At 49.7% G+C, this 25,254-nt stretch carries 18 protein-coding genes; 8 read left to right on the top strand and 10 right to left on the bottom strand.

All coding sequences use genetic code 11. The annotated features are described in order from the left end of the window. The first annotated feature begins 9 nt into the window (after window positions 1-9). Window positions 10-222: a hypothetical protein gene (locus K2G41_RS09515; protein WP_300117624.1), complete on the top strand. Its 213-nt coding sequence runs from the start codon at window positions 10-12 to the stop codon at window positions 220-222. 142 nt (window positions 223-364) lie between these two features. Here K2G41_RS09515 and K2G41_RS09520 read toward each other — a convergent pair whose 3' ends face one another. From K2G41_RS09520 to purL, 4 genes are all read right to left on the bottom strand, one after another. Then, window positions 365-2,068, bottom strand: a complete 1,704-nt coding sequence (locus tag K2G41_RS09520) for an acyl-CoA dehydrogenase family protein (protein WP_300117625.1) — start codon at window positions 2,066-2,068, stop codon at window positions 365-367. Between the two features lie 7 nt (window positions 2,069-2,075). Then, window positions 2,076-3,101 carry an electron transfer flavoprotein subunit alpha/FixB family protein gene (locus K2G41_RS09525; RefSeq protein ID WP_300117626.1) on the bottom strand — a complete coding sequence of 342 codons (1,026 nt, stop codon included), beginning with the start codon at window positions 3,099-3,101 and terminating at the stop codon, window positions 2,076-2,078. An 8-nt stretch (window positions 3,102-3,109) separates the two neighbouring features. Continuing rightward, on the bottom strand, window positions 3,110-3,982 hold the full coding sequence (locus tag K2G41_RS09530) for an electron transfer flavoprotein subunit beta/FixA family protein (RefSeq protein ID WP_300117627.1): 873 nt from the start codon (window positions 3,980-3,982) through the stop codon (window positions 3,110-3,112). A 141-nt stretch (window positions 3,983-4,123) separates the two neighbouring features. Further along, complete coding sequence (gene purL / locus K2G41_RS09535) at window positions 4,124-7,825, bottom strand: phosphoribosylformylglycinamidine synthase (RefSeq protein ID WP_300117628.1); 3,702 nt, start codon at window positions 7,823-7,825, stop codon at window positions 4,124-4,126. Between the two features lie 237 nt (window positions 7,826-8,062). Here purL and K2G41_RS09540 point away from each other — a divergent pair, with 237 nt between their 5' ends. Beyond that, entirely contained in the window at window positions 8,063-8,704 is a 642-nt protein-coding gene (locus K2G41_RS09540) for an HAD-IA family hydrolase (protein WP_300117629.1), read from the top strand. Between the two features lie 99 nt (window positions 8,705-8,803). Here K2G41_RS09540 and nadC read toward each other — a convergent pair whose 3' ends face one another. Continuing rightward, entirely contained in the window at window positions 8,804-9,652 is an 849-nt protein-coding gene (gene nadC / locus K2G41_RS09545; protein WP_300117630.1) for a carboxylating nicotinate-nucleotide diphosphorylase, read from the bottom strand. A 31-nt stretch (window positions 9,653-9,683) separates the two neighbouring features. Between nadC and rlmH the strand changes: the two genes are divergently transcribed. Beyond that, a complete protein-coding gene (gene rlmH / locus K2G41_RS09550; protein WP_300117631.1) occupies window positions 9,684-10,157 on the top strand; it encodes a 23S rRNA (pseudouridine(1915)-N(3))-methyltransferase RlmH in 474 nt (157 codons plus the stop codon). 41 nt (window positions 10,158-10,198) lie between these two features. Here the strand turns inward: rlmH and K2G41_RS09555 are convergent, their stop codons facing one another. The 4 genes from K2G41_RS09555 to K2G41_RS09570 form a co-directional block, all read right to left on the bottom strand. Continuing rightward, a complete protein-coding gene (locus K2G41_RS09555) occupies window positions 10,199-10,375 on the bottom strand; it encodes a hypothetical protein (protein ID WP_300117632.1) in 177 nt (58 codons plus the stop codon). A 25-nt stretch (window positions 10,376-10,400) separates the two neighbouring features. After that, window positions 10,401-11,600 carry a D-alanine--D-alanine ligase family protein gene (locus K2G41_RS09560; protein ID WP_300117633.1) on the bottom strand — a complete coding sequence of 400 codons (1,200 nt, stop codon included), beginning with the start codon at window positions 11,598-11,600 and terminating at the stop codon, window positions 10,401-10,403. Window positions 11,601-11,666: 66 nt separating this feature from the next. Next, window positions 11,667-13,253: a UDP-N-acetylmuramoyl-tripeptide--D-alanyl-D-alanine ligase gene (gene murF / locus K2G41_RS09565; RefSeq protein ID WP_300117634.1), complete on the bottom strand. Its 1,587-nt coding sequence runs from the start codon at window positions 13,251-13,253 to the stop codon at window positions 11,667-11,669. 54 nt (window positions 13,254-13,307) lie between these two features. After that, window positions 13,308-14,078 carry an alpha/beta hydrolase gene (locus K2G41_RS09570; protein WP_300117635.1) on the bottom strand — a complete coding sequence of 257 codons (771 nt, stop codon included), beginning with the start codon at window positions 14,076-14,078 and terminating at the stop codon, window positions 13,308-13,310. 282 nt (window positions 14,079-14,360) lie between these two features. On the opposite strand from K2G41_RS09570, the gene K2G41_RS09575 reads away from it, so the two are divergent. The 4 genes from K2G41_RS09575 (at window position 14,361) to K2G41_RS09590 (ending at window position 21,597) form a co-directional block, all read left to right on the top strand. Next, complete coding sequence (locus tag K2G41_RS09575; protein ID WP_300117636.1) at window positions 14,361-15,584, top strand: efflux RND transporter periplasmic adaptor subunit; 1,224 nt, start codon at window positions 14,361-14,363, stop codon at window positions 15,582-15,584. A gap of 29 nt (window positions 15,585-15,613) precedes the next feature. Then, a complete protein-coding gene (locus K2G41_RS09580) occupies window positions 15,614-18,697 on the top strand; it encodes an efflux RND transporter permease subunit (RefSeq protein WP_300117637.1) in 3,084 nt (1,027 codons plus the stop codon). Between the two features lie 46 nt (window positions 18,698-18,743). Beyond that, window positions 18,744-19,925: a TolC family protein gene (locus tag K2G41_RS09585; RefSeq protein ID WP_300117638.1), complete on the top strand. Its 1,182-nt coding sequence runs from the start codon at window positions 18,744-18,746 to the stop codon at window positions 19,923-19,925. A gap of 76 nt (window positions 19,926-20,001) precedes the next feature. Then, window positions 20,002-21,597 (top strand): rhamnogalacturonan acetylesterase, encoded by a 1,596-nt coding sequence (locus K2G41_RS09590; RefSeq protein ID WP_300117722.1) that lies wholly within the window; start codon window positions 20,002-20,004, stop codon window positions 21,595-21,597. A 93-nt stretch (window positions 21,598-21,690) separates the two neighbouring features. Here the strand turns inward: K2G41_RS09590 and K2G41_RS09595 are convergent, their stop codons facing one another. Then, window positions 21,691-22,443, bottom strand: coding sequence for a nitroreductase family protein (locus K2G41_RS09595; protein WP_300117639.1), 753 nt, complete (start codon window positions 22,441-22,443; stop codon window positions 21,691-21,693). Between the two features lie 175 nt (window positions 22,444-22,618). Here K2G41_RS09595 and K2G41_RS09600 point away from each other — a divergent pair, with 175 nt between their 5' ends. Next, complete coding sequence (locus tag K2G41_RS09600) at window positions 22,619-25,219, top strand: adenosylcobalamin-dependent ribonucleoside-diphosphate reductase (RefSeq protein WP_300117640.1); 2,601 nt, start codon at window positions 22,619-22,621, stop codon at window positions 25,217-25,219. Window positions 25,220-25,254 lie beyond the last annotated feature (35 nt).

Raw genomic sequence — 25,254 nt, forward strand, 5'->3', positions numbered from 1 at the left:
ATATAATATATGTGTAAGCTAAAATATTCGTTCAGCCACCGCTTGCCTGTCGGCCACCGCGGATTGCGCGCGATCATTCCCGCCATGATGCTCGGTCTCATCGTGGGCTGCTCGTCAGGAAACCATTATCAGTCTCTTGCAGAGGCCGACGACCTTCTGTCGGGCTACGTCTATTTTATCCTCGTTATGGGCATAATCTCTTCACAATATCTATCCTTTTAAATTCCCTGCTTCAGCCTAGCCATAATACTTATCATACGATATCGTTCCTTGCATGATTACACAAAAAACTCCGGAGACTGGTTGTCAGTCACTCCGGAGTTTTTGTGTAATAGTCCTTATATCTTTACAGATCGACCTTCAATTAATCTACTTTATAGATGGCTACTTCAGCAGGATTGAAGTTAGCGATGAAGTCGGCGTGCTTGTTCACTTCTGCCTGAGCGATATTAGCATAGACCTCAGCTGAACGCTTGAAGCTATCGTTGCGGTTAGCGTCGAGAAGCAGGAGATAGCTCATGACGATGCAGCCAGCCATTTCTACGAGACGGCGGGCCATGAAGTCACCGTAAGCAGAGTCATCGACAGCGGTTACGGTCTCGACAGCCTTGGCGTAACGCTCGGTCATGGCCTCAAGACGGCTCTTGAGAGCCTGAAGTTCAGGCTTAACCTCCTCAGCATTGTATTCGTTGATAAGGTTGAGATAAGTGCCGGTAGTGACGTGGCGGATAGCGGCTACGACCTGAAGCTGGGTAGTGCCTTCATAGATGGAGGTGATACGTGCGTCGCGGTAGAGACGTTCGCAGGCATAATCCTTCATGAAGCCTGAACCACCGTGGATCTGGATACAGTCGTAGGCGTTCTGGTTACAGTATTCGCTACCCATGCCCTTTGCGAGAGGAGTGAGAGCGTCGGCTAGACGGCTGTAGTGCTTTGATTCCTTACGCTCGTCGGGTGTGAGGGTACGTTCCTTTGCGAGATCGTCGTAGATCTTGTAGATATCTACGTAACGTGCGCAAGCGTAGAGAAGTGAACGCGAAGCGTCGAGCTTGGCTTTCATTACTGAAAGCATCTCATATACTGCGGGGAATTCGATGATTGCCTTACCGAACTGCTTACGATCCTTAGCGTAGGCAAGAGCCTCGCGGTAAGCGAGCTCGCTGACACCTACACTCTGGGCGGCGATACCGAGACGGGCTCCGTTCATGAGAGCCATCACGTATTTGATAAGACCCATGCGGCGTGATCCGCAGAGGACAGCTTTGGCATTTTTATAGGTAAGCTCGCAGGTCGGAGACCCCTTGATACCCATTTTATTTTCGATACGGCGTACATCCACGCCACCGTCACGCTTGTCATAGATGAACATTGACAGACCGCGGCCATCCTTCGTACCGGCTTCAGAGCGGGCAAGCACGAGGTGGATGTCGCTGTCACCGTTGGTGATAAAACGCTTCACGCCGTTGAGTCTCCATGTTCCGTCGGGCTGTTCGGTCGCCTTGAGCATCACGCTCTGGAGGTCAGAACCTGCGTCAGGCTCTGTGAGGTCCATTGACATGGTTTCGCCCTGACATACGCGGGTGATGAATTTTTCCTTCTGAGCTTCGTCAGCAAACTCATAGATGGTTTCCGCACAGTCCTGAAGTCCCCAAAGGTTTTCGAAACCGGTATCGGCACGGCTGACGATATCAGCAGCCATGATGTAGGGAGTGATGGGGAAGTTGAGTCCGCCGAAACGACGGGGCATAGCCATACCCATCAGACCGGCCTTACGGCAAGCCTCAAGATTTTCTTTGGTTTTGTCGGCATAAACAACTCGGCCATTCTCCACGTGAGGACCCTGATGGTCAACGTCCTCTGCATTGGGCGCGATGATATCACCGCAGATTTCGCCTACGATTTCAAGGACTTTGTCATAGCTGTCCTGAGCGTCGGCATAGTCGAGAGGAGCATAGTCATACTTCTCGGCATCGCTATAGTTGCGTTCTTTCAAGGCCACGATCTTCTCCATCAACGGATGGGTCAGGTGGTGCTTGAGATCTGGATTATCAGTATAAAAGTTTGCCATTTTTACCTTACTTAGAGTTTTTCTTGTAATACTTGATCAGTTTGGGCACCACTTCTTCAAGATTGCCGGTGATTACATAGTCGGCGATAGTGTTGATAGGAGCTGCGGGATCGTTGTTGATTGAGATGATGATGGAGCTATCCTGCATACCTGCGATATGCTGGATCTGACCGGAGATACCGCAAGCGATATAGAGTTTCGGACGGACAGTCACACCGGTCTGACCGATCTGACGCGCGTGTTCGGTGAAACCGGCATCGACAGCTGCACGTGACGCACCTACTTCCGCACCAAGTGTATCGGCGAGCTCGTGGAGAAGCTGGAAGTTCTCTTTTGAACCGACACCATAGCCACCGGCCACGATGATAGGAGCATTCTTTATATTGATTTTCGATTTTTCGATGTGACGATCAAGGATCTCGACAACGAAATCTTCGTCAGAAACATATTTCTTGGCATCCAGCTCAACGACTTCACCCTTGTGATTGGGATCAAAGATCTCTTTCTTCATCACGCCTTCGCGGACGGTTGCCATCTGCGGACGGCATTCCGGATTCACGATAGTAGCGACGATGTTACCACCGAATGCGGGACGGATCTGGAGGAGGAGATCCTTGTATTCCTTACTCGTCTTAGGATCGGTATGGTCACCGATTTCAAGTGCAGTACAGTCGGCTGTCAGACCGCTATGCAGGCAGGAGCTTACGCGAGGACCGAGGTCACGACCGATACAGGTTGCACCCATGAGACATGCCTGAGGTTTGATCTCGCGGAAAAGGTTGATGAGAACTGCTGAATGAGGATTGGATGTATAGGGGTAGAGTCGCTTGTCTGAAACTTTGTAGAGACGATCGACACCGTAGGGGAACACCTGCTCCTCAACACCCGTAAGATCATCTCCTACGACGATAGCTTCAAGTTTCACTCCGAGACGTGAGGCAAGCACACGGCCCTTGGTCAGAAGTTCGAGGCTTACGTCGGCCACACGGCCATCCTCAAATTCGAGATATACGATTAAATTGTTCTGGTCCATAGTGCTGCTTATCCGATAGTGTGGTTAGTGATGAGTTCCTTAACGAGATCTTCGATCTCAGCGTCGTTGTCGGTGAGCACACGGCAATCCTTGGCTGTGAAGACAACATTTTCGATAGCTTTGACCTTGGTGGGTGAGCCGGGGAGACCGATCTGAGCGGGATCAGCATCGACGTATGCCGCGCTCCATTCCTGAAGATTGAGATAAGGACGTTTTTCGAGGAGGGCTTTACGTTCGTCACTGAGTTTGGCTGCTTCGCTGGGTGAAGCGGCATATTTGTATTTCTGAACACGCATTGCGTTACGGGGACGGCAATCAGCTGCAGAGCCGTTGACTGTCACGACGCAGGGCAGGGGTGCTTTGACGGTTTCCACACCGTTTTCAAGACGACGTTTCACTGTTACATAACCGTCGGAAAGGTCGAGGATTTCTTCTGCGTAAGTGATCTGCGGAATACCCAGTTTTTCAGCGATCTGCGGTCCTACCTGAGCTGTATCGCCGTCGATGGCCTGACGGCCGCCGAGGATAATGTCGTAATTGCCGAATTTCTTCACGGCCTGAGCCAGTGAGTAGGAAGTGGCAAGTGTGTCAGCACCGCCGAGTACACGGTCAGTGAGCACGATTCCGCCGTCAGCACCGCGGTAAATGGCTTCGCGGATGATTTCAGCAGCACGGGGCAGACCCATTGTAAGAAGTGTGACTGTTGATCCGGGATGGCTGTCCTTGAGACGGAGAGCTTGTTCGAGGGCGTTGAGGTCCTCCGGATTGAAGATGGCCGGCAGCGCAGCGCGGTTGATGGTGCCGTCCTCCTTCATTGCATCCTTACCCACGTTGCGGGTGTCGGGCACCTGCTTTGCGAGCACGATGATGTTGAGACTCATAATTGGTTAGTTAAATACTTTGGGTTATTAGATTGGTAATTTTTTCTGATATTATGGAAACCTGTTGAGATGCCGGATCTGATTTTATTAATCCGGCATCTCGGCAGGTCTTATCGGAATAGTTTTTTTAGTCGATAAGGATTATTTGACTTTTTCCTCAACCCATTTGCGGGCGTTGATGAAAGCGTCGATCCAAGGTGTCACTTCATCCGTGCGGCGTGATGCGGGATAGTATCCGCACTGCCACGGGAAGATGGCACGTTCAAGGTGAGGCATCATGGCAAGATGACGGCCGTCTGCCGAGCAGATACCGGCTACCGCAGCGCGTGATCCGTTGGGGTTGCCGGGATATGCGCTATAGTTGTATTTTGCCACTACATTGTAGTCGCTCATTGACATCGGCAGATTGAATTTGCCTTCGCCGTGTGCCACCCAGATGCCGAGTTTGCTTCCGGAGAGCGAACCGAACATAACTGATTTATTCTCAGGGATAGTGACTCCGAGAAACTGTGACTCAAACTTATGGCTGTCGTTGTGGAGCATCTTGGTTTTCTTGGGATGTTCCGGATTGATGAGGTTGAGCTCGATCATGAGCTGACAGCCGTTGCAGATACCGAGTGAGAGCGTGTCCTCACGCGCATAGAAGTTCTTGAGGGCGCGCATGGCGTTTTCGTTCCATAGGAAGCCTGAAGCCCAGCCCTTTGCCGAGCCAAGTACGTCGGAGTTGGAGAAACCGCCGCAGAACACGATCATGTTGACATCCTCAAGATTTTCGCGTCCGCTCATGAGGTCAGTCATGTGGACATCCTTCACGTCAAATCCTGCGAGATAGAGTGAATATGCCATTTCACGATCACCGTTGACACCCTTCTCACGGATGATAGCAGCTTTTACACGGTCACCGTGACCGTCACGACGCAGAGCTATGCCACGCGAATCGAGTTTGCCGTTGTAGTTGGCAGGGAAGCGGTAACGGATAGGCTGTTTCTTGTAATTTTCGAAACGGCTGCGCGCACACTTCTCACCGCTCTGGATAGCATCCATGAGATAGCTTGTATGGAACCACACGTCGCGCAGATGGTCTATGCCGAGCAGACGCTGAGTGCCGTTATGGCTGATGATGAGGGTGCGTTCTGCTGTCGGAGCACCGATATGGCAGAAACGTACACCAGCTTTGGTAAGTATTTCATCAACCGATGCGATCTTGGAAGCTTCGACCTGAGCTACCACGGCAGGATTCTCGGCAAAGAGGATCTTGATGAGATCAGTTTCTCCAAGTTCACCGAAGCCAGTGGTGTCGAGTTCGACACCGCCGTCAGTATTTGCAAAGGTCATTTCAAGAAGGGTGGTGATGAGACCGCCGGCCGATACATCGTGAGCGGCCATAAGTTTGCCGCGTTTCACGAGATTCTGTACGGTTTCGAATGTATTCACGAATGCTTCCGGATCAGTGACCGTAGGAGCTTCAGAGCCAAGCTTGCCCTGAGTCTGCGCGAGAGCAGAACCGCCGAGCTTGAGGCTGTCGGATGAGAAGTCTATATAGTATAGGATAGAACCACGCTTACCGAGCACAGGGCTGAGTACCTTGCGGACATCGCTGACCTCGCCGGCAGCAGAGATGATGACTGTGCCGGGAGCGAACACCTTGTCGTCTCCATACTTCTGGGTCATTGAAAGAGAGTCCTTACCGGTCGGGATATTGACACCGAGCCTACATGCGAAATCCGAGCAGGCTTCAACCGCACGGTAGAGTGCGGCATCCTCACCGGGATTCTTGCACGGCCACATCCAGTTGGCACTAAGCGAGAGCCCCTTTATGCCATCTGAAAGAGGCGCGGTGACAATGTTTGTGAGAGCTTCAGCAACGGCGACAACCGAACCTTTAGCAGAATCGATAAGTGCGACCTGCGGTGCATGACCGATAGAGGTTGCGATACCTTTTGTTCCGCTATAGTCAAGTGCCACGACACCGCAGTCACTGAGCGGAAGCTGAATCTCGCCCTGACACTGCTGACGGGCAATCTTACCGGTCACTGAGCGATCGACCTTGTTGGTAAGCCAGTCTTTACATGCAACGGCCTCAAGACTAAGGACAGATGCGGCGTAGCGTTCCACATCATCCTCGTTGTATTCACCGTCGGTATAGGTTGTCTCTACTGTGTTATCTACAAGAGTTGTCTTGGGCGATGAACCGAACATGTCAGACATGGCAAGATCGATAGGTTTCACGCCATCTTTCTGCTCGAACACGAAGCGGTGGTCACCGGTAGTCTCTCCGACGACATACATCGGAGCGCGTTCACGGTCGGCGATGGTACGTACGAAGTCAATGTCTTCTTTCTTGAGCACCATACCCATACGTTCCTGACTCTCATTTCCGATAATCTCTTTGGATGAGAGGGTGTGGTCACCGACAGGAAGAGCATCAATCTCGATCTTTCCACCAGTCTCTTCTACGAGTTCGGAAAGAGCGTTGAGATGTCCGCCGGCACCGTGATCGTGGATTGACACAATAGGATTGTTGTCGTTCTCTGCAAGCGCACGGATGACGTTTGACACGCGTTTCTGCATTTCGGGGTTGGCACGCTGTACGGCGTTAAGCTCGATACCCGAAGCATACTGGCCGGTCTCAACTGACGAGACTGCGCCACCGCCCATACCGATGCGGTAGTTGTCGCCACCCATCACCACGACTGCCTCTCCGGCTTCGGGATGACCTTTGATAGCATCCTTCGCTGCTGCATAACCGACACCGCCGGCAAGCATGATCACCTTGTCATAGGCATACATCTTACCGTTCTCATCGTGCTCGAATGTGAGGAGCGAACCGCAGATGAGAGGCTGTCCGAACTTGTTACCGAAGTCCGACGCACCGTTGGATGCCTTGATCAGAATCTCAGCCGGTGTCTGATAGAGCCATGCGCGGGGATTCATCATGAGTTCCCAAGGATAGTTACCGAGGCGGGGATATGATGTCATATAGACAGCAGTACCTGCGAGGGGCAGACTGGCGCGTCCACCGCCAAGACGGTCACGAATCTCACCACCGCTACCGGTAGCCGCTCCGTTGAACGGTTCGACTGTAGTCGGGAAGTTATGGGTCTCCGCCTTGAGTGAGAGCACGGTCGGGAGGTCACGGACTTCAAAATAGTCCGAACGTTCGGGGTGAGTGGGGTAGAACTGAGCTACCGTCGGACCTTCGACAAAAGCAACGTTGTCCTTGTAGGCCGAAACGAGTTTATTAGGATTGACCTGAGAGGTCTTTTTGATGAGCTTGAATAATGAAAGAGGTTTCTCCTCGCCGTCGATTACGAATGAGCCGTTGAAAATTTTGTGGCGGCAATGTTCGCTGTTGACCTGAGAGAAACCAAATACTTCACTGTCGGTAAGAGGACGGCCGAGACGCTCTGCAAGTTCACGGAGATACTGTTCTTCCTCTGCAGAGAGGGCGAGGCCTTCACGCTTGTTATATTCACTGATATCGGCAATGTGTTCGATTGGAGCTGCTGTGGCCGAAGTCGTAAATACTTTTGAGTTCAGACCGTCGTAAAGACGCGAAAGCATCTTGTCGAAGACAGGCTCATCGCTCGTCACGCGGTGAAATTCCTCGATGCGGGTGATTTCTTCAAGACCCATATTCTGGGTGATCTCAACCGCATTGGTGCTCCAAGGAGTGATCATTTCTTTACGGGGACCCACGAAGCGTCCTTTTACAGATGTGGAGGCGAGAGGGGTTGCACCGTCGAAGAGCCACTGGAGTTTCTCAGTTTCTTCGTCCGAAAACCGATGGCTGGTTTCTACGGCATAAATAAGGTTTGCACCTTTTTTGAAAAATACGACCATAGGTGAAAATATGCAATGAATGGGGTAAAATTTCTTGTTTCAAATGTGGACGCGATACGGTATTCCACGCAACAAAGTTACGATAAATCTCCCATATCACCAAGAATTGAGTGGTATTTAGAGAAATTGTCGTAACTTTGTGACATCATAAAAATCTCTAATCACGTTCAATTGTTATATAAGGGATGAGTTCCTGTGACGGAACTAAGCAATATAAATAATAATACATCTGATAATATGGAAGATAAAAAAATAGGAGTGCTCTTCGATCTCGATGGGGTGCTCGTGGATAGCGAGGGAGAATATTCTGACTTCTGGGGCCCTATGGGCCGTCGTTTCAATGTTCCCAGTCCTACTTTCGCTGCCGATATAAAGGGAACGACCCTTGGTGAAATTCTTCTTGCTTTTCCGGAGGAGGCAAGGGAAGGAATTGTCAACGAACTTCATGACTATGAAAAGGCCATGAAATATCCGTGGATTCCCGGAGCTGAAAAGTTTATCGAGTCTCTTCTGGCGCAGGATATACCCTTTGCCATCGTGACCAGTAGTGATGATGTGAAGATGAGCTATCTTTTTGCGGCACATCCGGAGTTGCGCGACAAGCTTACAGCTCTGGTAACCGGCTCGATGGTCCACAACAGCAAGCCTGATCCGGAGGGTTATCTGACAGGTGCAAAACTTATCGGTGTGCCCATCGAGGACTGTTATGTCTTTGAGGATTCAATGCAGGGTCTTGAAGCCGGTAGAAGATCAGGTGCTACAGTCATCGGACTATCGACAACCAACTCACGCGAAAAAATCTCCGACAAAGCCGATATGGTAATCGACAGCTTCGAGGGATTTGACACTGACAAGATGCGTAAAGTCACCAGAGGGTAGGAGTCCATATCCGTCCCGGAGGCTGTAAATAATAAAAAAGTTATAAGGCCACCGCATAGCGATGGCCTTATAACTTTTTCTGAAATACTAAAATTCGTATTACTTTACAGCTTTGAAGCTCATGTCGAGACCCTTAACCGAGTGGGTAAGCGCACCGACGGAGATGAAATCTACGCCACATTCACCGTAATCACGGAGAGTATCGAGTGTGATGCCTCCCGACGATTCAATCTCGACCGCACCGTTGATCAGCTTTACGGCCTCGCGTGTGCGTTCAGGAGTGAAATTGTCGAGCATTATTCGATCAACCCCCACTTCGAGAGCTTGCCGGATCTCATCCTCATTGCGCACTTCGAGTTCGATCTTTAAGTCTTTGCCCTTTTCTGCACAGTATTTTCTCGCGGCTTCAACTGCCTGACGGATGCCACCGGCGAAATCAACATGATTGTCCTTTATGAGAATCATGTCGAACAGACCGATACGGTGGTTGCAGCCTCCACCGATTCTTACGGCTTCCTTCTCAAGCATACGCATACCCGGTGTCGTTTTACGGGTGTCGAGAACCTTGGTTTTGAGGCCATCGAGACGTTGCTGATACTTTGCGGTCTGTGTGGCAATACCGCTCATACGCTGCATGATGTTGAGCATCACGCGTTCGGTCTGAAGAAGTGATCTCACACTTCCCTCTACCTCGAAAGCCACGTCGCCGGGTTTCACGTGTGCGCCGTCATTGATATAGACGGTCATCTTCAGCTCCGGATCAAACTTTTCAAAGACTTTTCGTGCGATTTCCACTCCGGCAAGGATGCCTTCCTCTTTTATAATGAGTCGCTGCACACCGCGCTCATCGGCAGGAATGGTGCTGAGTGTGGTATGGTCACCGTCGCCGACATCCTCGGCGAATGCCAGTGTGAGAAGATCGTCGATAAGTTCGTCTTTAGTTTTCATATCCTTTTCTTGTTATAAATATTGATTGTTCATGAAAATAGTGATTATAGCGGTCGGTAAGACTTCGACTGACTATGTGGCCCGCGGGGTCGATGAATTTCTCAAACGTTCAAACCGCTACATAGGAGTGGAACTGTCGGTCATACCCGACATCAAGGCTTCAAAAGCTCTCACGGAGGAGTCTCAGAAGCAGCAGGAAGGCAAAGCCATCCTTGCGTCATTGCAGCCGGGCGATGTCGTCATGCTTCTTGACGAGAGGGGAAAGGAGCTGACATCGCGTGAGTTTTCTGTCATGATCGAACGCCGTATGGTGCAGGGGATCAAAAGGCTTGTCTTTATTATCGGAGGTCCTTACGGTTTCTCCAAAGAGGTCTATGACCGTGCCGATGGCAAGCTCTCTCTTTCACGCATGACTTTTACCCATGAGATGGTGCGTCTCTTCTTCACGGAACAGATTTACCGGGCCATGACCATAATGCGTGGTGAGCCGTATCATCATGACTGAAAATCCTGCGTAGGCAGATTTTTGCTCATGCATCTTGCATCTCAGGCCACTTTATAAAGCAGCCATACGAATGCAAGAGCAAAAGCCGTGTAGATGAGCGCGCTGCGGAGAAACAGACTCCATCTCTTGGTCTTGCGCCCCGACATATATGTATAGAGGCCTCCACCGAGTACGCCGAAGCCTATGCAATATGCTATCCAAAAACCGACACTTCCCATAATTGTTTATTTGATAGGTGCATGATTATTGACGGGGTGCTTTCGCTCCCTTTACTCCACCTTTCACACCTCCGGAGAGGGAGAAGATGTTTTGGTCATAGCTTACGGTCTTGAGGCCTTGTTCACGTTTGCGTTTGAGCGCGAGCTGAACGAGTTTGTCCATAAGTTTGTCAAACGACAGTCCGGTTGCTTCCCAGAGATAGAATGAGAGTGATCCGGGAATAGTGTTGATCTCATTGACGAAAATTTCCTTTGAATCGTCATCTATGATGAAATCTATACGGCTCACACCATGGCAACCCAACACGCGGAACGTCTCACCGGCAAGATACTGGATTTGCTTGGTCATATCCTCCGGCAGATCGGCGGGAATGCGTTTCTGTGAGGCCTGCATACCCTTCGCACCCTTTGTGCCGCCCATGTACTTGTCTTCGTATGAAAGGATCTCGGCACTCTTGATGGGTTCTTCAAGGACTGATGACTGATATTCATCGCAGTCACCGAGTACGGAACAGTTGATTTCTTTAAGATTATCGACCATGTGCTCCACGATGATGCGTGAAGAGTATTTCTGTGCGATATCGACTTTGTCTATGAGCTGCTGGCGGTCGGCAGCACGACCGATGCCGACACTTGATCCAAGATTGGCGGGTTTGACGATTACAGGATAGCCGATTTTGCTCTCGATCTTTTCGATCAGCTCATCACGTTTGCTGAACCATTCCTTGTCGGTGAACCATACATAGTCGATGACGGGAATCCCTGACTCGCGGAGTATCATTTTCATTGTTATTTTGTCCATGCCGTTGGCACTCGCAAGAGTATTGCAGCCGGCGTAGGGGATACCGATGGTCTCAAGCACACCTTCGAAAATTCCATCCTCCACGTTAGATCCATGAAGCACAGGGATCACAACGTCGAGGGTTGTCACAGGACCTTTGTTGCCGAAAAGTCCACCGGATTTTGCACGGTAGAGGTTGTAGTCGCCATAGACAGGACGGAGATATATCTCTTCGCAACGTGCGAGCAGTGCGGGTATGTCGCGGTAGTTCGCTACATCAAAGAGGGCATCCCCCGTGTAGAATTTTCCTTGCTTGGATATATATATAGGTGTTACGTCATACTTTTCACGGTTGATGGCGTGCATTGCCTGCGAGGCGGAAATGACCGAGATTTCATGCTCGGTGGAGCGGCCGCCGAAGAATACTCCGATGTTGGTTTTCATTGTTGAATCTCTTATGTTGTGGGGATTGTTTATTTCGTGATTGATTTAAGCAGCTATGTTATCACATTATTTGAATGTGTCGGGCAGATCGTTTTCATAGAGAATCGTATCGCCCGGCTGGAGCATAGTTGCAAGGAGTTGCTGCGCTTCATTGAAAGAATCGACTTTATGCAGACGGGCCACACGGTTATCGGCATTTTCTATTCCTGCTACGATCGCATCGCGGTTATATGCGCCGACAATGATCGCAATGTCGGCTGATGATGCTATGTGTCGGCCGAAAACCTCGTTGAGCTCTTCCTGACGTTCGCCAAGCTCGATCATGCCGGGGGTGACGATGATACGACGTCCACCAGTCATCATTTTCAGGACGTCGAGAGCCATTTTAGAACCTGTAGGGTTGGAATTGAAGGCGTCATCGATGATGGTGACACCGCCGGCCGTGCGCTTCATGTTCAGGCGGTGTTCCACTTGTTCGATATTGGCTACGGCATAACGGATCTTATCGACGGGTACGTTCAGACGAAGCGCAGTTATAATGGCGGCGAGAAGATTCGACACATTGCATTCGCCAACGAGCCGGGTGCTGAAGGGAAGCTGCTCACCGTCGGGAGTCACGACAGTGAAGTCCGTTCCGGCAGGTGTGTAGTGGATATCGGTTGCGGTGTATTGCGCCGCATCGGTCGAGCTTACTGCATAACGGATACATTCGACATTATCCACCGGACGGTTTGCAACGAAGGGGAAATCATCGTTGATGATAGCCAGACCATCGGCAGGGAGTGAATCGATAAGTTCGAACTTCGTGCGCTGCACATTCTCTATGGTTTTGAACGATTCGAGATGCTGTTCGCCCACGGCGGTCACTATTCCGATAGACGGATGAACGAGATCGCAGATCTCCTTGATGTCGTTTGGTTGCTTTGCGCCCATTTCCACAATGAATACCTCATTGTAAGGTTTCAGGTATTCGCGCACGGTGCGTATGACACCCATCGTTGTGTTGAAACTTCCGGGAGTCATCATAACGTCATATTTCTCTGAAAGTATGCGGTTGAGATAGTGCTTTGTGCTTGTCTTACCGTAGCTGCCGGTGACTCCGATAATCTTCAGATCGGGCATTGATTTCAATATGCGTTCGGCATCGGCATAATACTTTTGATTGATGTGTGCTTCGACCGGTTTCAGAAGCCAGTTCGCAACAAGAGTGAAGAGCGGGGAGAAGCAGAATGCAAGCAGGGTTACCACGGCTGCCTGATCAAGCTGACGGTCGTTGAAAACACAGAAAAGGATCGTTGCAGCCACAAGGATGACTGCAAGGAAAAGCATGACCGCGAATATGCGTTTCGCACGGTTGGTCATGACGAGAGGCTTCTTATATTTCTTTCCGGCAAGATTGAAAATATTGACTATGGAGATAAGTGTCACGAGGCAGAGCGACACCATAGGGACGGAAAGAGTAGAAAGCGAAGCAAGAGCTACAGCTCCGGTGACAAGGCGCATTGTCGAGGTCGTGTCCTGCGAGGCCGATAGCCAGCGGCGATAACGTTCGTTGCGGTAGGAATTCTGTTGCAACATCATCAGTTGTCTTCTGAATTCATAAATCACACAAATGGCTGCGAGGACTATCGCTATAATATTGCACGCTAACATTGCTGTAAGATTTGCTGTTTGGATAATAATGTTTGTTATTTATAAAGCGGAGGCTCAGTCGCTGCTAAGGAAACTGCGGAGCACAGCCGCGAACTGACCCTGATTGTCAAGGAATGAGTAATGGCCGCATCCGGGAAAAGATACAAGTCCGGCATCGGGAATCAGACGTTCCATCTTCTTTGCATCCGTCAGAGGAGTGGCCGTGTCATTCTCACCCCATATCAGAAGAGTAGGGGCTTTGATAGAAGCAAGCCTGTCGGTGAGATCTTCGTTCACTACTTTTGAAAGAATACGTCTCATCATAGGCGTAGCGTTCGCATAGTCGCTTGATCCGGCCTTGGCTCTTCGGGCGTCGAGACGGTGTTCGGCCTCATCCCTGCCGAGGAAGAGATACATAAGCCGTTTTATTAGCTTGAAAGTATATACTTTCCTGTAATATGTGAACGAGCGTTTCGGTTTGATTCCGGCTGCATCTACAAGTATGAGTTTATCTACGGGATTCCGCGAGGCATACAGGATGCCGACGCGGCCACCGAAAGAGTGTCCGAGCATGGTAGGAGAGGCAATGCCCAATTTTCTGACAAGAGCTTCGATCTGACGGGTGTATTCTTCCACACCCCAGACGTCTGCCGGCTCTTCCGAATCGCCGAAGCCGGGGAAATCCACGTTGATCACGCGGTAGCCGCATGAGAGAGCCACACGCTCGACCGACGCGAGAGTGCTGTGGTTGCATCCCCAGCCGTGCATCAGGATTATGACCTTTTCGCCATTCTCCGAATCAGTATAGTGAAGTTTCAGCCCTTCAAGCTGTGTATCTTTGTCCATATATTCAATTTGACCTACAAAATTATGAAAAAGCGATGAATAATCCTCTCCGCAACTTTAAAAAGTTTGTGTCGCTCGGATTTGTTTGCTACTTTTGTACTCGGTACGGATAGGGAACTTCGGAGTTTGCAATAAGGTTGCAAGTGAAACGCCTTACCTTTGTGACACTAAATAATCTCCGGAGGCAACTCTGCGGGTTAATGACACTGTTGATCTAACCGTGTAATACCCGGTCGGTGCTTTCCACTTAAATTTAATCAGCAAATAATCTGTAATTAATTTATGTCGCGTTTATTTCCATCCTTAGTCCTCTGCACACTTCCCTTTTTCGGTTTGATGACGCTGCCGTCATGTTCCGGCAATCATGAGACCCACGAGCATCATGACCATGACCACGAGGGTCACGACCACGAACATGAGGATCATGACCATGAGCATGATTCCCATACTGAGATCAAGGATCATGGAGCTGAAGCCTCACATGATCATCATGATGATATCGTAATGTCGCCCGCTGATGCCGCCCGTTTCGGCGTGAAGGCGGAAGCTGCTGTCAAAGATCCGTTCAGCGAGGTCGTGAAAGTTTTCGGAAATGTACTTCCGGCTGCGACTGATCGCACGGTTGTCTCTGCTACGACATCAGGAATTGTCCGTCTTGCTCCCGGCATGGAAGCCGGTAAGGCCGTGAAGGCAGGAGAGGGTATAGCCTCAATATCTGCTGCAAACATCTCCGGCGGTGATGCTAACCGTACTGCAAAGGCTACTCTTGATGCTGCCAAGCGTGAGCTTGACCGTGTGACACCTTTGTTGAAGGATGGTCTTATAACAAAAAAGGAATATAATGAAGCTTTGCAGGCTTACGAGGAAGCGAAGAGTTCCTATAGTCCCGGTGCGGCTTCCGGTCGTGCTTCGAGCTCAATAGCCGGAGTCGTTTCCGAACTTCTGGTAAAAGATGGCGAATATGTTGAGGCCGGTCAGCCTATTGCATCCGTCGCCCGCAGTCAGCGACTGACCCTCCGCGCGCTTCTTCCGGCAAAGAATGTTGACTTGCTTCCACGAATTACTACTGCCAATTTCCGCCCCTCACATTCGACTGGCGCATCCATCTCTTTGGCTGAAAGGGGAGGAAAACTCCTCTCGTCATCAGCTTCGGCTTCGGATAATACTCCGGGTTACGTAGCTGTATATTTCACGTTTGATAATCATGGTGACGTTGTTCCCGGTACTCCTGCCGAGGTCTATCTCATAGGATCGGAACGTCAGGGTGTGATTTCAGTCCCCGTAACGAGTGTTTCCGAACAGCAGGGCGAAAACTTCGTCTATGTGAAGCTCGATGATCATGCCTATGCCAAACGCCCTGTGACTCTCGGACACAATGACGGCCGTCGCGTCGAGATCATCGACGGGCTTGCCGAAGGTGATTCGGTTGTTTCAGTCGGCACTACTTTCGTGCGTTTGGCCGAGACATCAACAGTGGTTCCCGAAGGTCATTCCCATTCTCATTGATAGTGTGAAATTTTATTATTTCAGAAATTATGCTCAACAGAATAATAAAGTTTTCGCTTGACAACAGGATTGCGATAATTGTCATGTCGGTGATCCTGCTGATTTATGGAATGATCGTTTTGCTTCGGACGGAGGTCGATATCTTTCCTGATCTCAACGCTCCGACAGTGGTCGTGATGACTGAAGCTCCCGGCATGGCTCCGGAGGAGATCGAGAAGGTCATAACCTATCCGGTTGAGACTGCGGTCAATGGAGCGAGCGGTGTACGCCGTGTCCGTTCTGCCTCTGCAACCGGTCTATCATCCGTATGGGTGGAATTTGACTGGGGTACGGATGTCTATCTTGCCCGTCAGATTGTATCTGAAAAACTTTCCGAGATAGAAAGCGATCTTCCTCCCGGCGTCGGAAAGCCTACTCTTGGTCCGCAATCCTCAATCCTTGGCGAGATCCTTATAATCGGTCTTACATCCGATTCGGTGACAACTCAGGAAGAACTGCGCACTATAGCTGACCGGCAGATCCGTCCCCGCCTGCTTTCGTTGTCGGGTGTGGCATCGGTAAGTGTGATCGGAGGCGATGCCAAGGAATATCAGATCCTGCTTCATCCGTCGGCCATGCAGATGTATGGAGTGAGCCTGCAGGAGGTGCGCGATGCCGTTGCGGAGATGAATGCCAATGCTTCCGGCGGTGTGATCTACGAGCACGGTAATGAATATATAATAAAAGGTGACATCTCGACCAACGATGTCGATGCGCTTGCAAATTCCCTCGTCCGGACTACGGCAGGAAATACGGTGCGTCTTGATGACATAGCAACCATAAAAGTCGGTGCGGCCGAGCCTCGTCTGGGAACGGCTTCGCTCAATGCCGTTCCAGCCGTCCTTGTCACTGTGACGAAGCAGCCTGCTGTTGGTACGATAGAACTGACGGACGAGATTCAGAAAAGTCTTGCTAAAATCAAGGCTACGTTATCCCATGACGTCAATATCAATACCGATATTTTCCGTCAGTCCGACTTCATTGCCACGTCAATCGGTAATCTTCAGGAATCACTCTTCATCGGAGCGGTATTTGTTATCGTGATTCTGTTCTTCTTCCTGATGAATCTGCGCACCACGCTTATCTCGCTTGTCGCGCTCCCGCTTTCGATAATTGTAACAGTCCTTGTATTGCATTTCCTCGGCCTTACCATCAACACCATGAGTCTCGGTGGTATAGCTATCGCGATCGGCTCACTGGTGGATGATGCGATAGTCGATGTTGAGAATGTCTATAAACGTCTGCGTGAACGTCATCGTTCGGGAGAGTCCGTCATCTCGATTGTCTATGATGCGTCCAAGGAAGTTCGACTGCCTATCTTCAATTCCTCTCTTATCATCATGGCAAGCTTCCTTCCTCTCTTCTTCCTTGACGGAATGGAAGGCAAGATGCTTAAACCCTTAGGCATATCATTTATCGTGGCCCTGATTGCTTCGACTATTGTAGCCCTCACCGTCACTCCGGTGCTCTGCTCATATCTGCTCGGAAGCAAGAAAGCCATGCAGGCTCTTGATAAGGAGCCTAAATTCGCGCGAATGCTCCGTATGGGCTACGAACATGCTCTATCAGGAGCTATGAATCATGCGCGTCCCTTGTTCATCGCTACAGCTATCCTCTTCGCAATAGCCGTCGGCATATTCTTTACTCTTGGCCGTGGTTTCCTCCCGTCGTTCAACGAAGGGTCACTGACAATCAACGTGAGCACTCTTCCCGGCATATCGCTTGAGGAGAGTGACCGACTCGGCAGGGAAGCGGAGAAGATCATCCTTTCGATGCCTGAAATCTCCCTAACCGCACGAAAGACCGGCCGCGCCGAGCTTGATGAACACTCTCTTGGGGTCAATGTCTCGGAAATCGAGGCTCCTTATAAGCTTGACAAGGGGCGTAAACGTAGCGAACTCCTTGCAGATCTCCGCAGCCGTCTCGCTCATCTCCCCGGTGTGAATGTCGAGATCGGTCAGCCCATTTCCCACCGTATCGATGCCATGCTTTCGGGAACGGAAGCTCAGATCGCTATCAAGCTTTTCGGCGATGATCTTGCACAGCTCTTCAATATAGGCAACCGAATCAAGCAGAGTATATCAGATGTACCCGGCGTGGTTGATGTGAATATCGAGCAGCAGGTGGAGCGTCCGCAACTCGACATCCGTCCCCGACGCGATATGCTTGCATATTACGGGGTAACTATGGGTGAATTTGCCGACCTTATCAACGTAGCTCTTGCCGGTGAGAAGGTATCGCAGGTCTATGAAAACGGTTTCCCTTATGACCTTACCCTCCGTATGGCACCTGATTCTCGCGGAACGATCGAGGATATATCCAATCTCACCATTGATACTGAAAAAGGGAAAGTGCCGCTGTCAGAAGTGGCCGAGATAGTTTCCACGACCGGACCGAACACGATTAATCGTGAAAACGTCAGCCGTCGCATCGTCATTTCCGCCAATGTCGCTGATCGTGATCTCCGTGGTACAGTCAACGACATTCAGGCCGCTATTGAGTCCGAGATCACACTTCCTGAGGGCTATTTCATCAACTACGGCGGTCAGTTCGAGAACGAGGCAAAGGCTTCCGCCACACTTGCTTTGGTGTCGCTTGTCGCTCTTGTGATAATCTTCCTTCTCCTTTATGGCCAGTATCACAGTGTCAGTCAATCACTCGTAATCCTCCTCAACATGCCGCTTGCCATAATCGGTGGCGTCGTGCTCCTGCGCATAACCGGTGGCGAACTCAATATTCCCGCTATCATTGGTTTCATCTCCTTGCTCGGAATCACTACCCGCAACGGAATGCTTCTCATGTCACGTTACGATCAGCTGCGTGCCGAGGGAGTAGGTCTGAAAGAACGCATCATGCATGGTTCTGCCGACCGTCTTAATCCTATCCTTATGACGGCTCTCAGCTCAGCCCTTGCCCTGATACCTCTTGCAGTCAACGGTGACAAGCCCGGCAACGAGATTCAGTCGCCGCTTGCCATTGTGATCCTTGGTGGCCTTCTGACATCGACGGTGCTTAATATCTTTATTGTGCCGCTCGTCTATCGCTATATCAATCGTCATGAAGCTGTCAAATGATCAATAGATTAATTCAGAAATAAATTAAGAAAGAAGATAATACAGTATGTTTCGAAAAATCACCATCCTTTTCCTCTCTCTTGTGCCGGGAGCTATGTTTGCCTCGGATTTTGATGATGTCCTTAACACGGTCTTGTCAAACAATCTTTCGCTTAAATACACAGAGGCTGAAAATTCAGCCTCAATAGCAGAACTGAAGGCTGAAAACACTCTTGAAGCTCCGGAAGTTTCGTTTGAAAGTCTCTGGGGCGGTACGGAAGAGGCCGGTGATAAACGAAACTTTTCCATCTCGCAGTCGTTTGACTGGCCCGGCGTCTATGCAGCACGCCGTGATGCCATAAAAAAGACATCGGCAGCAATGCAGTATCTCCGTGAGGCTTCCATGATCGAGACACGTACCGAAATCCGTGTTGCTCTTATCGACATCATAAATGTCCGTCAGCGCATAGCCACTACGGAGAAGATCTGTGAAGGCTTCAGGACTATGGTTGAATACTTCGCCAAAGCTGTTGAAACCGGACAGGAAACACGTCTTGATTATAACAAAGCTGTCATTGAGCGGATCAATTCCGAGCGCGAATTGAAATCGCTTAAGAGCGAGGAAAGCATATTGCTTGCAACCCTGCAGGCTCTCAACGGTGGTAAGCCTGTTGATGATATAGTTAATAGACTTGGTGATCGTTATCCGCGTGCCGATGTCAGTACTTTGCGGCCTGACCGTGAGACTCTCCGTATGAAAGATCCTGCTATTGCAGCTTCGCGTGCATCACTTGAGGCTCAGAAATCACTCGTAAAAGCTGAAAAGAGGGCTTTGCTGCCCGGTTTTTCTGTCGGTTATCTCCATGAATGGGAGGCAGGTGAGACATTCAATGGTTTTTCAGTGTCTGTAACTCTTCCGTTCCTCACACAGCGTCGTAAGGCTAAAGCTGCCGCTATCCGTCTGGAGGCGCAGGATCTCGAACAGGAAATGTCGCTCATAAAACTCGCTTCCGAACTTCAGGGTGAATATGAGACTGCACTCGGCTATCAGGAATTGCTCCGTGAATATCGTGGTGTCATGGATGATGACAGCAATTTCGAACTGCTGAAAAAGGCTCTCGATGCAGGACAGATCAACTTCCTGACATACATGCAGGAACTGAACTACTTCCTTGCCGCCCGCAGAGATTTCCTTGACATTCATTATCGCTATCATCTTGCATTGGCCCGACTCCAACGATATGAGTAAGAAGTATTTTGTCTATAAATCAGATTGGATAATGTCTTTTCACCATAATTTCTTCATGGCTGCTATGTGTGCGGCCATGTTTTCTATTCCGCAGTGTCTTTCGGCACAAAAATCGAGGGTGGCTGCCCCTATGGAGGATCGTAATAATGTCGTAGATAATACGCTCGATAGTCTTAACAAGGCCCGTTTCGCACGCCCCGTTCCCGGTTCATCCCGAAAGGGTGATAATCCTGTCCTGTTTCTTATAGGTAATTCGACTATGCGCACGGGCACTCTGGGCAATGGCAATAACGGTCAGTGGGGCTGGGGCTGTTTCATGCATGAATACTTTGATCCTGAAAAGATCACGGTTGAGAATCATGCTCTCGGAGGTATGAGCAGCCGTACATTCTATGATAAACTCTGGCCTGAAGTGTTGCCCGGTATCCGTAAAGGTGACTGGGTTATAATAGAGCTTGGCCACAATGACAATGGTCCGTATGATAGCGGGCGTGCTCGTGCGTCCATCCCCGGTATCGGTAAGGATACCCTTCATGTCACCATAAAGGAAACCGGTGAGAAGCAGATTGTCTATACTTACGGCGGTTACATGCGTAAATTCATCGATGATGTGAAAGCCCGCGGTGCTCATCCGGTATTGATGTCGCTTACTCCCCGTAATGCTTGGGCTGATGCTGACAGCACGGTTATCGAACGCGTAGATACGACGTTTGGCCTGTGGGCACGTCAGGTGGCACGAAAGGCTAAAGTTCCTTTCATAGATTTGAACGAAATTTCGGCACGCAAATTTGAACGTTTCGGGAAGGAAAAGGTCAAGACAATGTTTTATCTGGACAGGATTCATACGAGTGAGTTTGGTGCGCGTGTAAATGTCGAGTCTGCCGTGGAAGGTATCCGCTCTGCAAAAGGACTCCCATTGTCTTCCTGTCTTCTCCCGGAAGTACGGGATACGGTGACCGGTATTTCACGAAAGACCGGCAGACCTGTAGTATTTACTATCGGCGACAGCACAGTCAAGAACGAGGACTCAGACCCCGACGGAATGTGGGGCTGGGGTAGTGTGCTCTCTGAATTCCTTGATACCAATCGTGTGAGTGTGGAGAATCATGCCATGCCCGGACGTAGTGCCCGTACATTTCTTTACGAGGGTAGATGGAATAAGGTCTATGATGCACTTCATCCCGGCGATATAGTCCTGATTCAGTTCGGACATAATGATGCAGGACCTGTCAACACAGGAAAAGAACGTGCTGAATTACGAGGCGCGGGACCAGAAAGCAAGGTATTCAAGATGGCAAGTGATGGTCGGTATAAGGTCGTCTATACTTATGGATGGTATCTGCGTAAATTCATAATGGATGCGCGCGAGAAAGGTGCAATTCCGGTAGTTATAAGCCACAGCCCGCGTAATAAATTTGATAACGGCTTAATAGAAAGTAATGCTGACAGTTTCGGAGCGTGGACACGTGAAGTAGCCGAATCGACCGGTGTGACTTTTATAGATCTCAATGCTATTGCCGGACAGGAATTGCAGCGGATGGCTGATGACGAAGGTCTGAAAAAGGTGAATGCACATTTCAAACGCGACCACACACATTCGTCACTCCTTGGCGCGCGTCTGAATGCCTCAATAATCGCTGATGCACTTAATAGAGAAGTTTTGAAACATTAGCAGTATAATCTTCCATATACGACAATGACGGGAGCACGCCATAACGTGCTCCCGTCATTGTCGTATATGGTGTATGGAATCTACCTGTTGACTTTACAATGCGATTCCCTGATTTTTAAGAAACTCTTTATAAACGCGTGAAAACTGCTCATTTGCTGAACGTGGATACCGGACTTCGGCAAATACTTGCGCAAGATTATCTTTGCCGTTATCCTTGACAAACTGTTTCGAGCTTTCCAGTCCGTCTTTTTCTGCATAGATACCGACAAGCTCCTCATCGATCGGATTGTGGTAATGGCCATGATGTACGATTGCTCCGACAGGGAGACGTTCGGTAAGCTCCGGGGTTTCGGCAGGGTAACCGACCGTCACGGTTATGACCGGCACAACATCTGACGGCAGATGAAGAGTCTCGGCAATAGGTTCGGCATTATATGTGGTCGTTCCGAGATAACATGTTCCAAGACCGTTCATTTCTGCGATGGTGACAAACTGCTGGGCGAAAAGAGAGGTATCGATCACTCCCCACGTAAAGCCCTGAAGATTGTTCAATCCGGGATCTGCATGATTGATCCTGCACCAGCGGTTGAACCGGTTAAAATCTATGCAGAAAGTAAGCACGGCTTTCGCTCCCGTTATTGCAGGCTGATTGAAGTGTGCCGGTGCAAGCTTGGCAATCTCTTCCGGTTCGGTGGTAACTATGACCGAGTAAGTCTGCATATTACCTGTATTGGCCGCGCGTGCTGCTTCTTCCAGCATACGGTCGATCATTGCCGGATCAATTTCGCGGGATTGATCGTACTTACGGATTGTGCGGCGTGTGGAAAAATAGTCAGTTGTATTCATGGAATAAAAATTTTTAATTGATGGATATTTGTCTGTCGGAGTGTGACAGCGAAAGATGACTGCAAGTTACGATTTTATTGTCGGATGTAAATAACTTCGGGCTGAAAATTTTGCAGGATAGGAAATAATTGACCATCTTTGCACCCTCAAAAGACCAAGATTATCACTATAACCAATGGAAAGAGCCAAATACACTTTTGACGAGGCTTACGAGGCATCCGTCAAATATTTCGGTGGCGATGAACTCGCTGCAAGAGTGTGGGTGAGCAAATATGCGCTGAAGGATTCAGATGGCAACATCTATGAGCGGACTCCGGCCGATATGCATCACCGTCTTGCCTCCGAACTGTCAAGAATTGAAGCTAAATATCCTAATCCTCTCAGCGAGGATGAGATTTATGGATTGCTTGATGGTTTTGACTATATTGTCCCTCAGGGCAGTCCTATGGCCGGCATCGGTAATGATTTCCAGATTGGTTCACTCTCCAACTGTTTTGTCATAGGTCTTGACGGCCATCCAGATTCCTACGGAAGCATTATAAAGATTGACGAGGAACAGGTCCAGCTGATGAAACGTCGTGGCGGTGTAGGTCATGATATGAGTGATCTGCGTCCGAAAGGGACTCCAGTCAAGAATTCGGCACTGACCTCAACCGGTCTTGTCCCGTTTATGGAGCGTTATTCTAACTCTACACGTGAGGTCGCACAGGATGGACGACGTGGGGCATTGATGCTTACCGTAGCCATCAAACATCCCGATTCGGAACGTTTTATTGATGCCAAACTCGAACAGGGCAAGATCACCGGTGCAAACGTATCCGTGAAGATCGACGATGATTTCATGCGTAGCGTGCAGGCCGGAACTCCTTACACATGTCAATTCCCCGTCGATAGTTCAGATCCGGAAGTAAAGAAGGATATCGATGCAAAAGGTCTGTGGAACAAGATTGTCTATAACGCATGGAAGTCGGCCGAACCCGGAGTGCTTTTCTGGGATACCATAATCCGAGAGTCGCTACCTGATTGCTATGCCGATCTCGGATTCCAGACAGTATCTACCAACCCTTGCGGTGAAATACCTCTCTGTCCATACGACAGCTGCCGCCTGCTTGCCGTCAATCTCTACTCCTACGTCAAGAATCCTTTCACTCCTGAAGCGTACTTTGACTTTGATCTTTTCCGTGATCATATCGGAAAGGCTCAGCGACTGATGGATGATATCATTGATCTTGAGATGGAGAAAATTGAAGCCATCATCAAAAAGATCAAGGCCGATCCGGAAAATGATGAAGTGAAGAATACTGAGCTTAACCTGTGGGAGAAGATCCGTGCCAAGACTCTTAAGGGACGTCGTACAGGACTCGGCACGACAGGTGAGGGTGACATGATTGCTGCTCTCGGTCTGCGCTACGGCACGCCCGAAGCCACTGCTAAATCCGTCGAAGTGCATCGCGCGCTTGCTCTTGCTGCATTCGCTTCATCTGTACAGATGGCCAAGGAGCGTGGAGCGTTTGAAGTATATGATGCGGAGCGTGAACGTAATAATCCTTACATCTCACGTCTGCGTGAGGCTGATCCCGATCTCATAGCTGATATGGAAAAGCATGGTCGCCGAAACATAGCGTGTCTGACCATCGCCCCGACCGGTACCACTTCGCTCATGACTCGCACGTCGTCAGGCATCGAACCGGTATTCATGCCGGTCTATAAGCGTCGCCGTAAGGTCAACGCAAATGACGTTGAAGTCCACATTGATTTTGTGGATGAATCAGGGGACGCATTTGAGGAATTTATCGTCTATCATCCCAAATTCCTTGAATGGATGCGCATCAACGGCATCGAATCGCGACGTAATTTTACACAGGCAGAGCTTGATGAACTCGTAGCCCGATCTCCGTATCACAAAGCGACCGCCAACGATATTGACTGGCTTGAAAAGGTCAAAATGCAGGGTGCCGTTCAGAAGTGGGTTGACCATTCAATCTCGGTCACCATCAATCTTCCGGCAGATACCTCGGTTGAGCTTGTTGACAGGCTCTATATGGAAGCTTGGAAAGTCGGATGCAAGGGTTGCACAATCTATCGTGACGGCTGTCGTTCGGGAGTCCTTATCTCCGTGGATGAGAATAAGAAGAAGGATCGAGAGAAAGGTATCCAGACGGAAACTCCTGCAAAAGAGAAGTCGGCCACAGACAATGCAACCGGCACAGATAATACTCCCGCGCTTCCTCTCAAAAAACGCCCGAACGAACTTGAGGCAGATGTGGTCCGCTTCCAGAACAACAAGGAGAAATGGATTGCTTTCGTTGGCCTGAAGGATGGTCGTCCTTACGAAATCTTTACGGGTCTGGCTGATGATGAAGTCGGCATCTTCTGCCCGAAATCAGTATCGAAAGGCAAGATCATCAAGGCTACGGATGAAAAGGGAAACAAACGTTATGACTTCCAGTTCATCAATAAGCGCGGTCACAAGACTACTATCGAGGGACTTTCAGATAAATTCAACCCTGAATACTGGAACTATGCCAAACTGATCTCCGGTGTGCTCCGCTACGGTATGCCCATCGATCAGGTGATAAAGCTTGTCAATGGTCTCGAACTTGATTCGCAGTCAATCAATACGTGGAAGATGGGTGTGGAACGTGCACTGAAGAAGTATATTCCGTCAGGTACATTGGCCGGAGGTCAGAAATGTCCCAACTGCGGTCAGGAGACACTCATTTATCAGGAAGGATGCCTGATCTGTACTTCCTGCGGATCTTCGCGCTGCGGTTAAGAACTGTCAATAGTCTTTACAGGATAAAAGAAAGA

It is taken from the genome of Duncaniella sp. (assembly GCF_029056165.1).
GTDB lineage: Bacteria > Bacteroidota > Bacteroidia > Bacteroidales > Muribaculaceae > Duncaniella.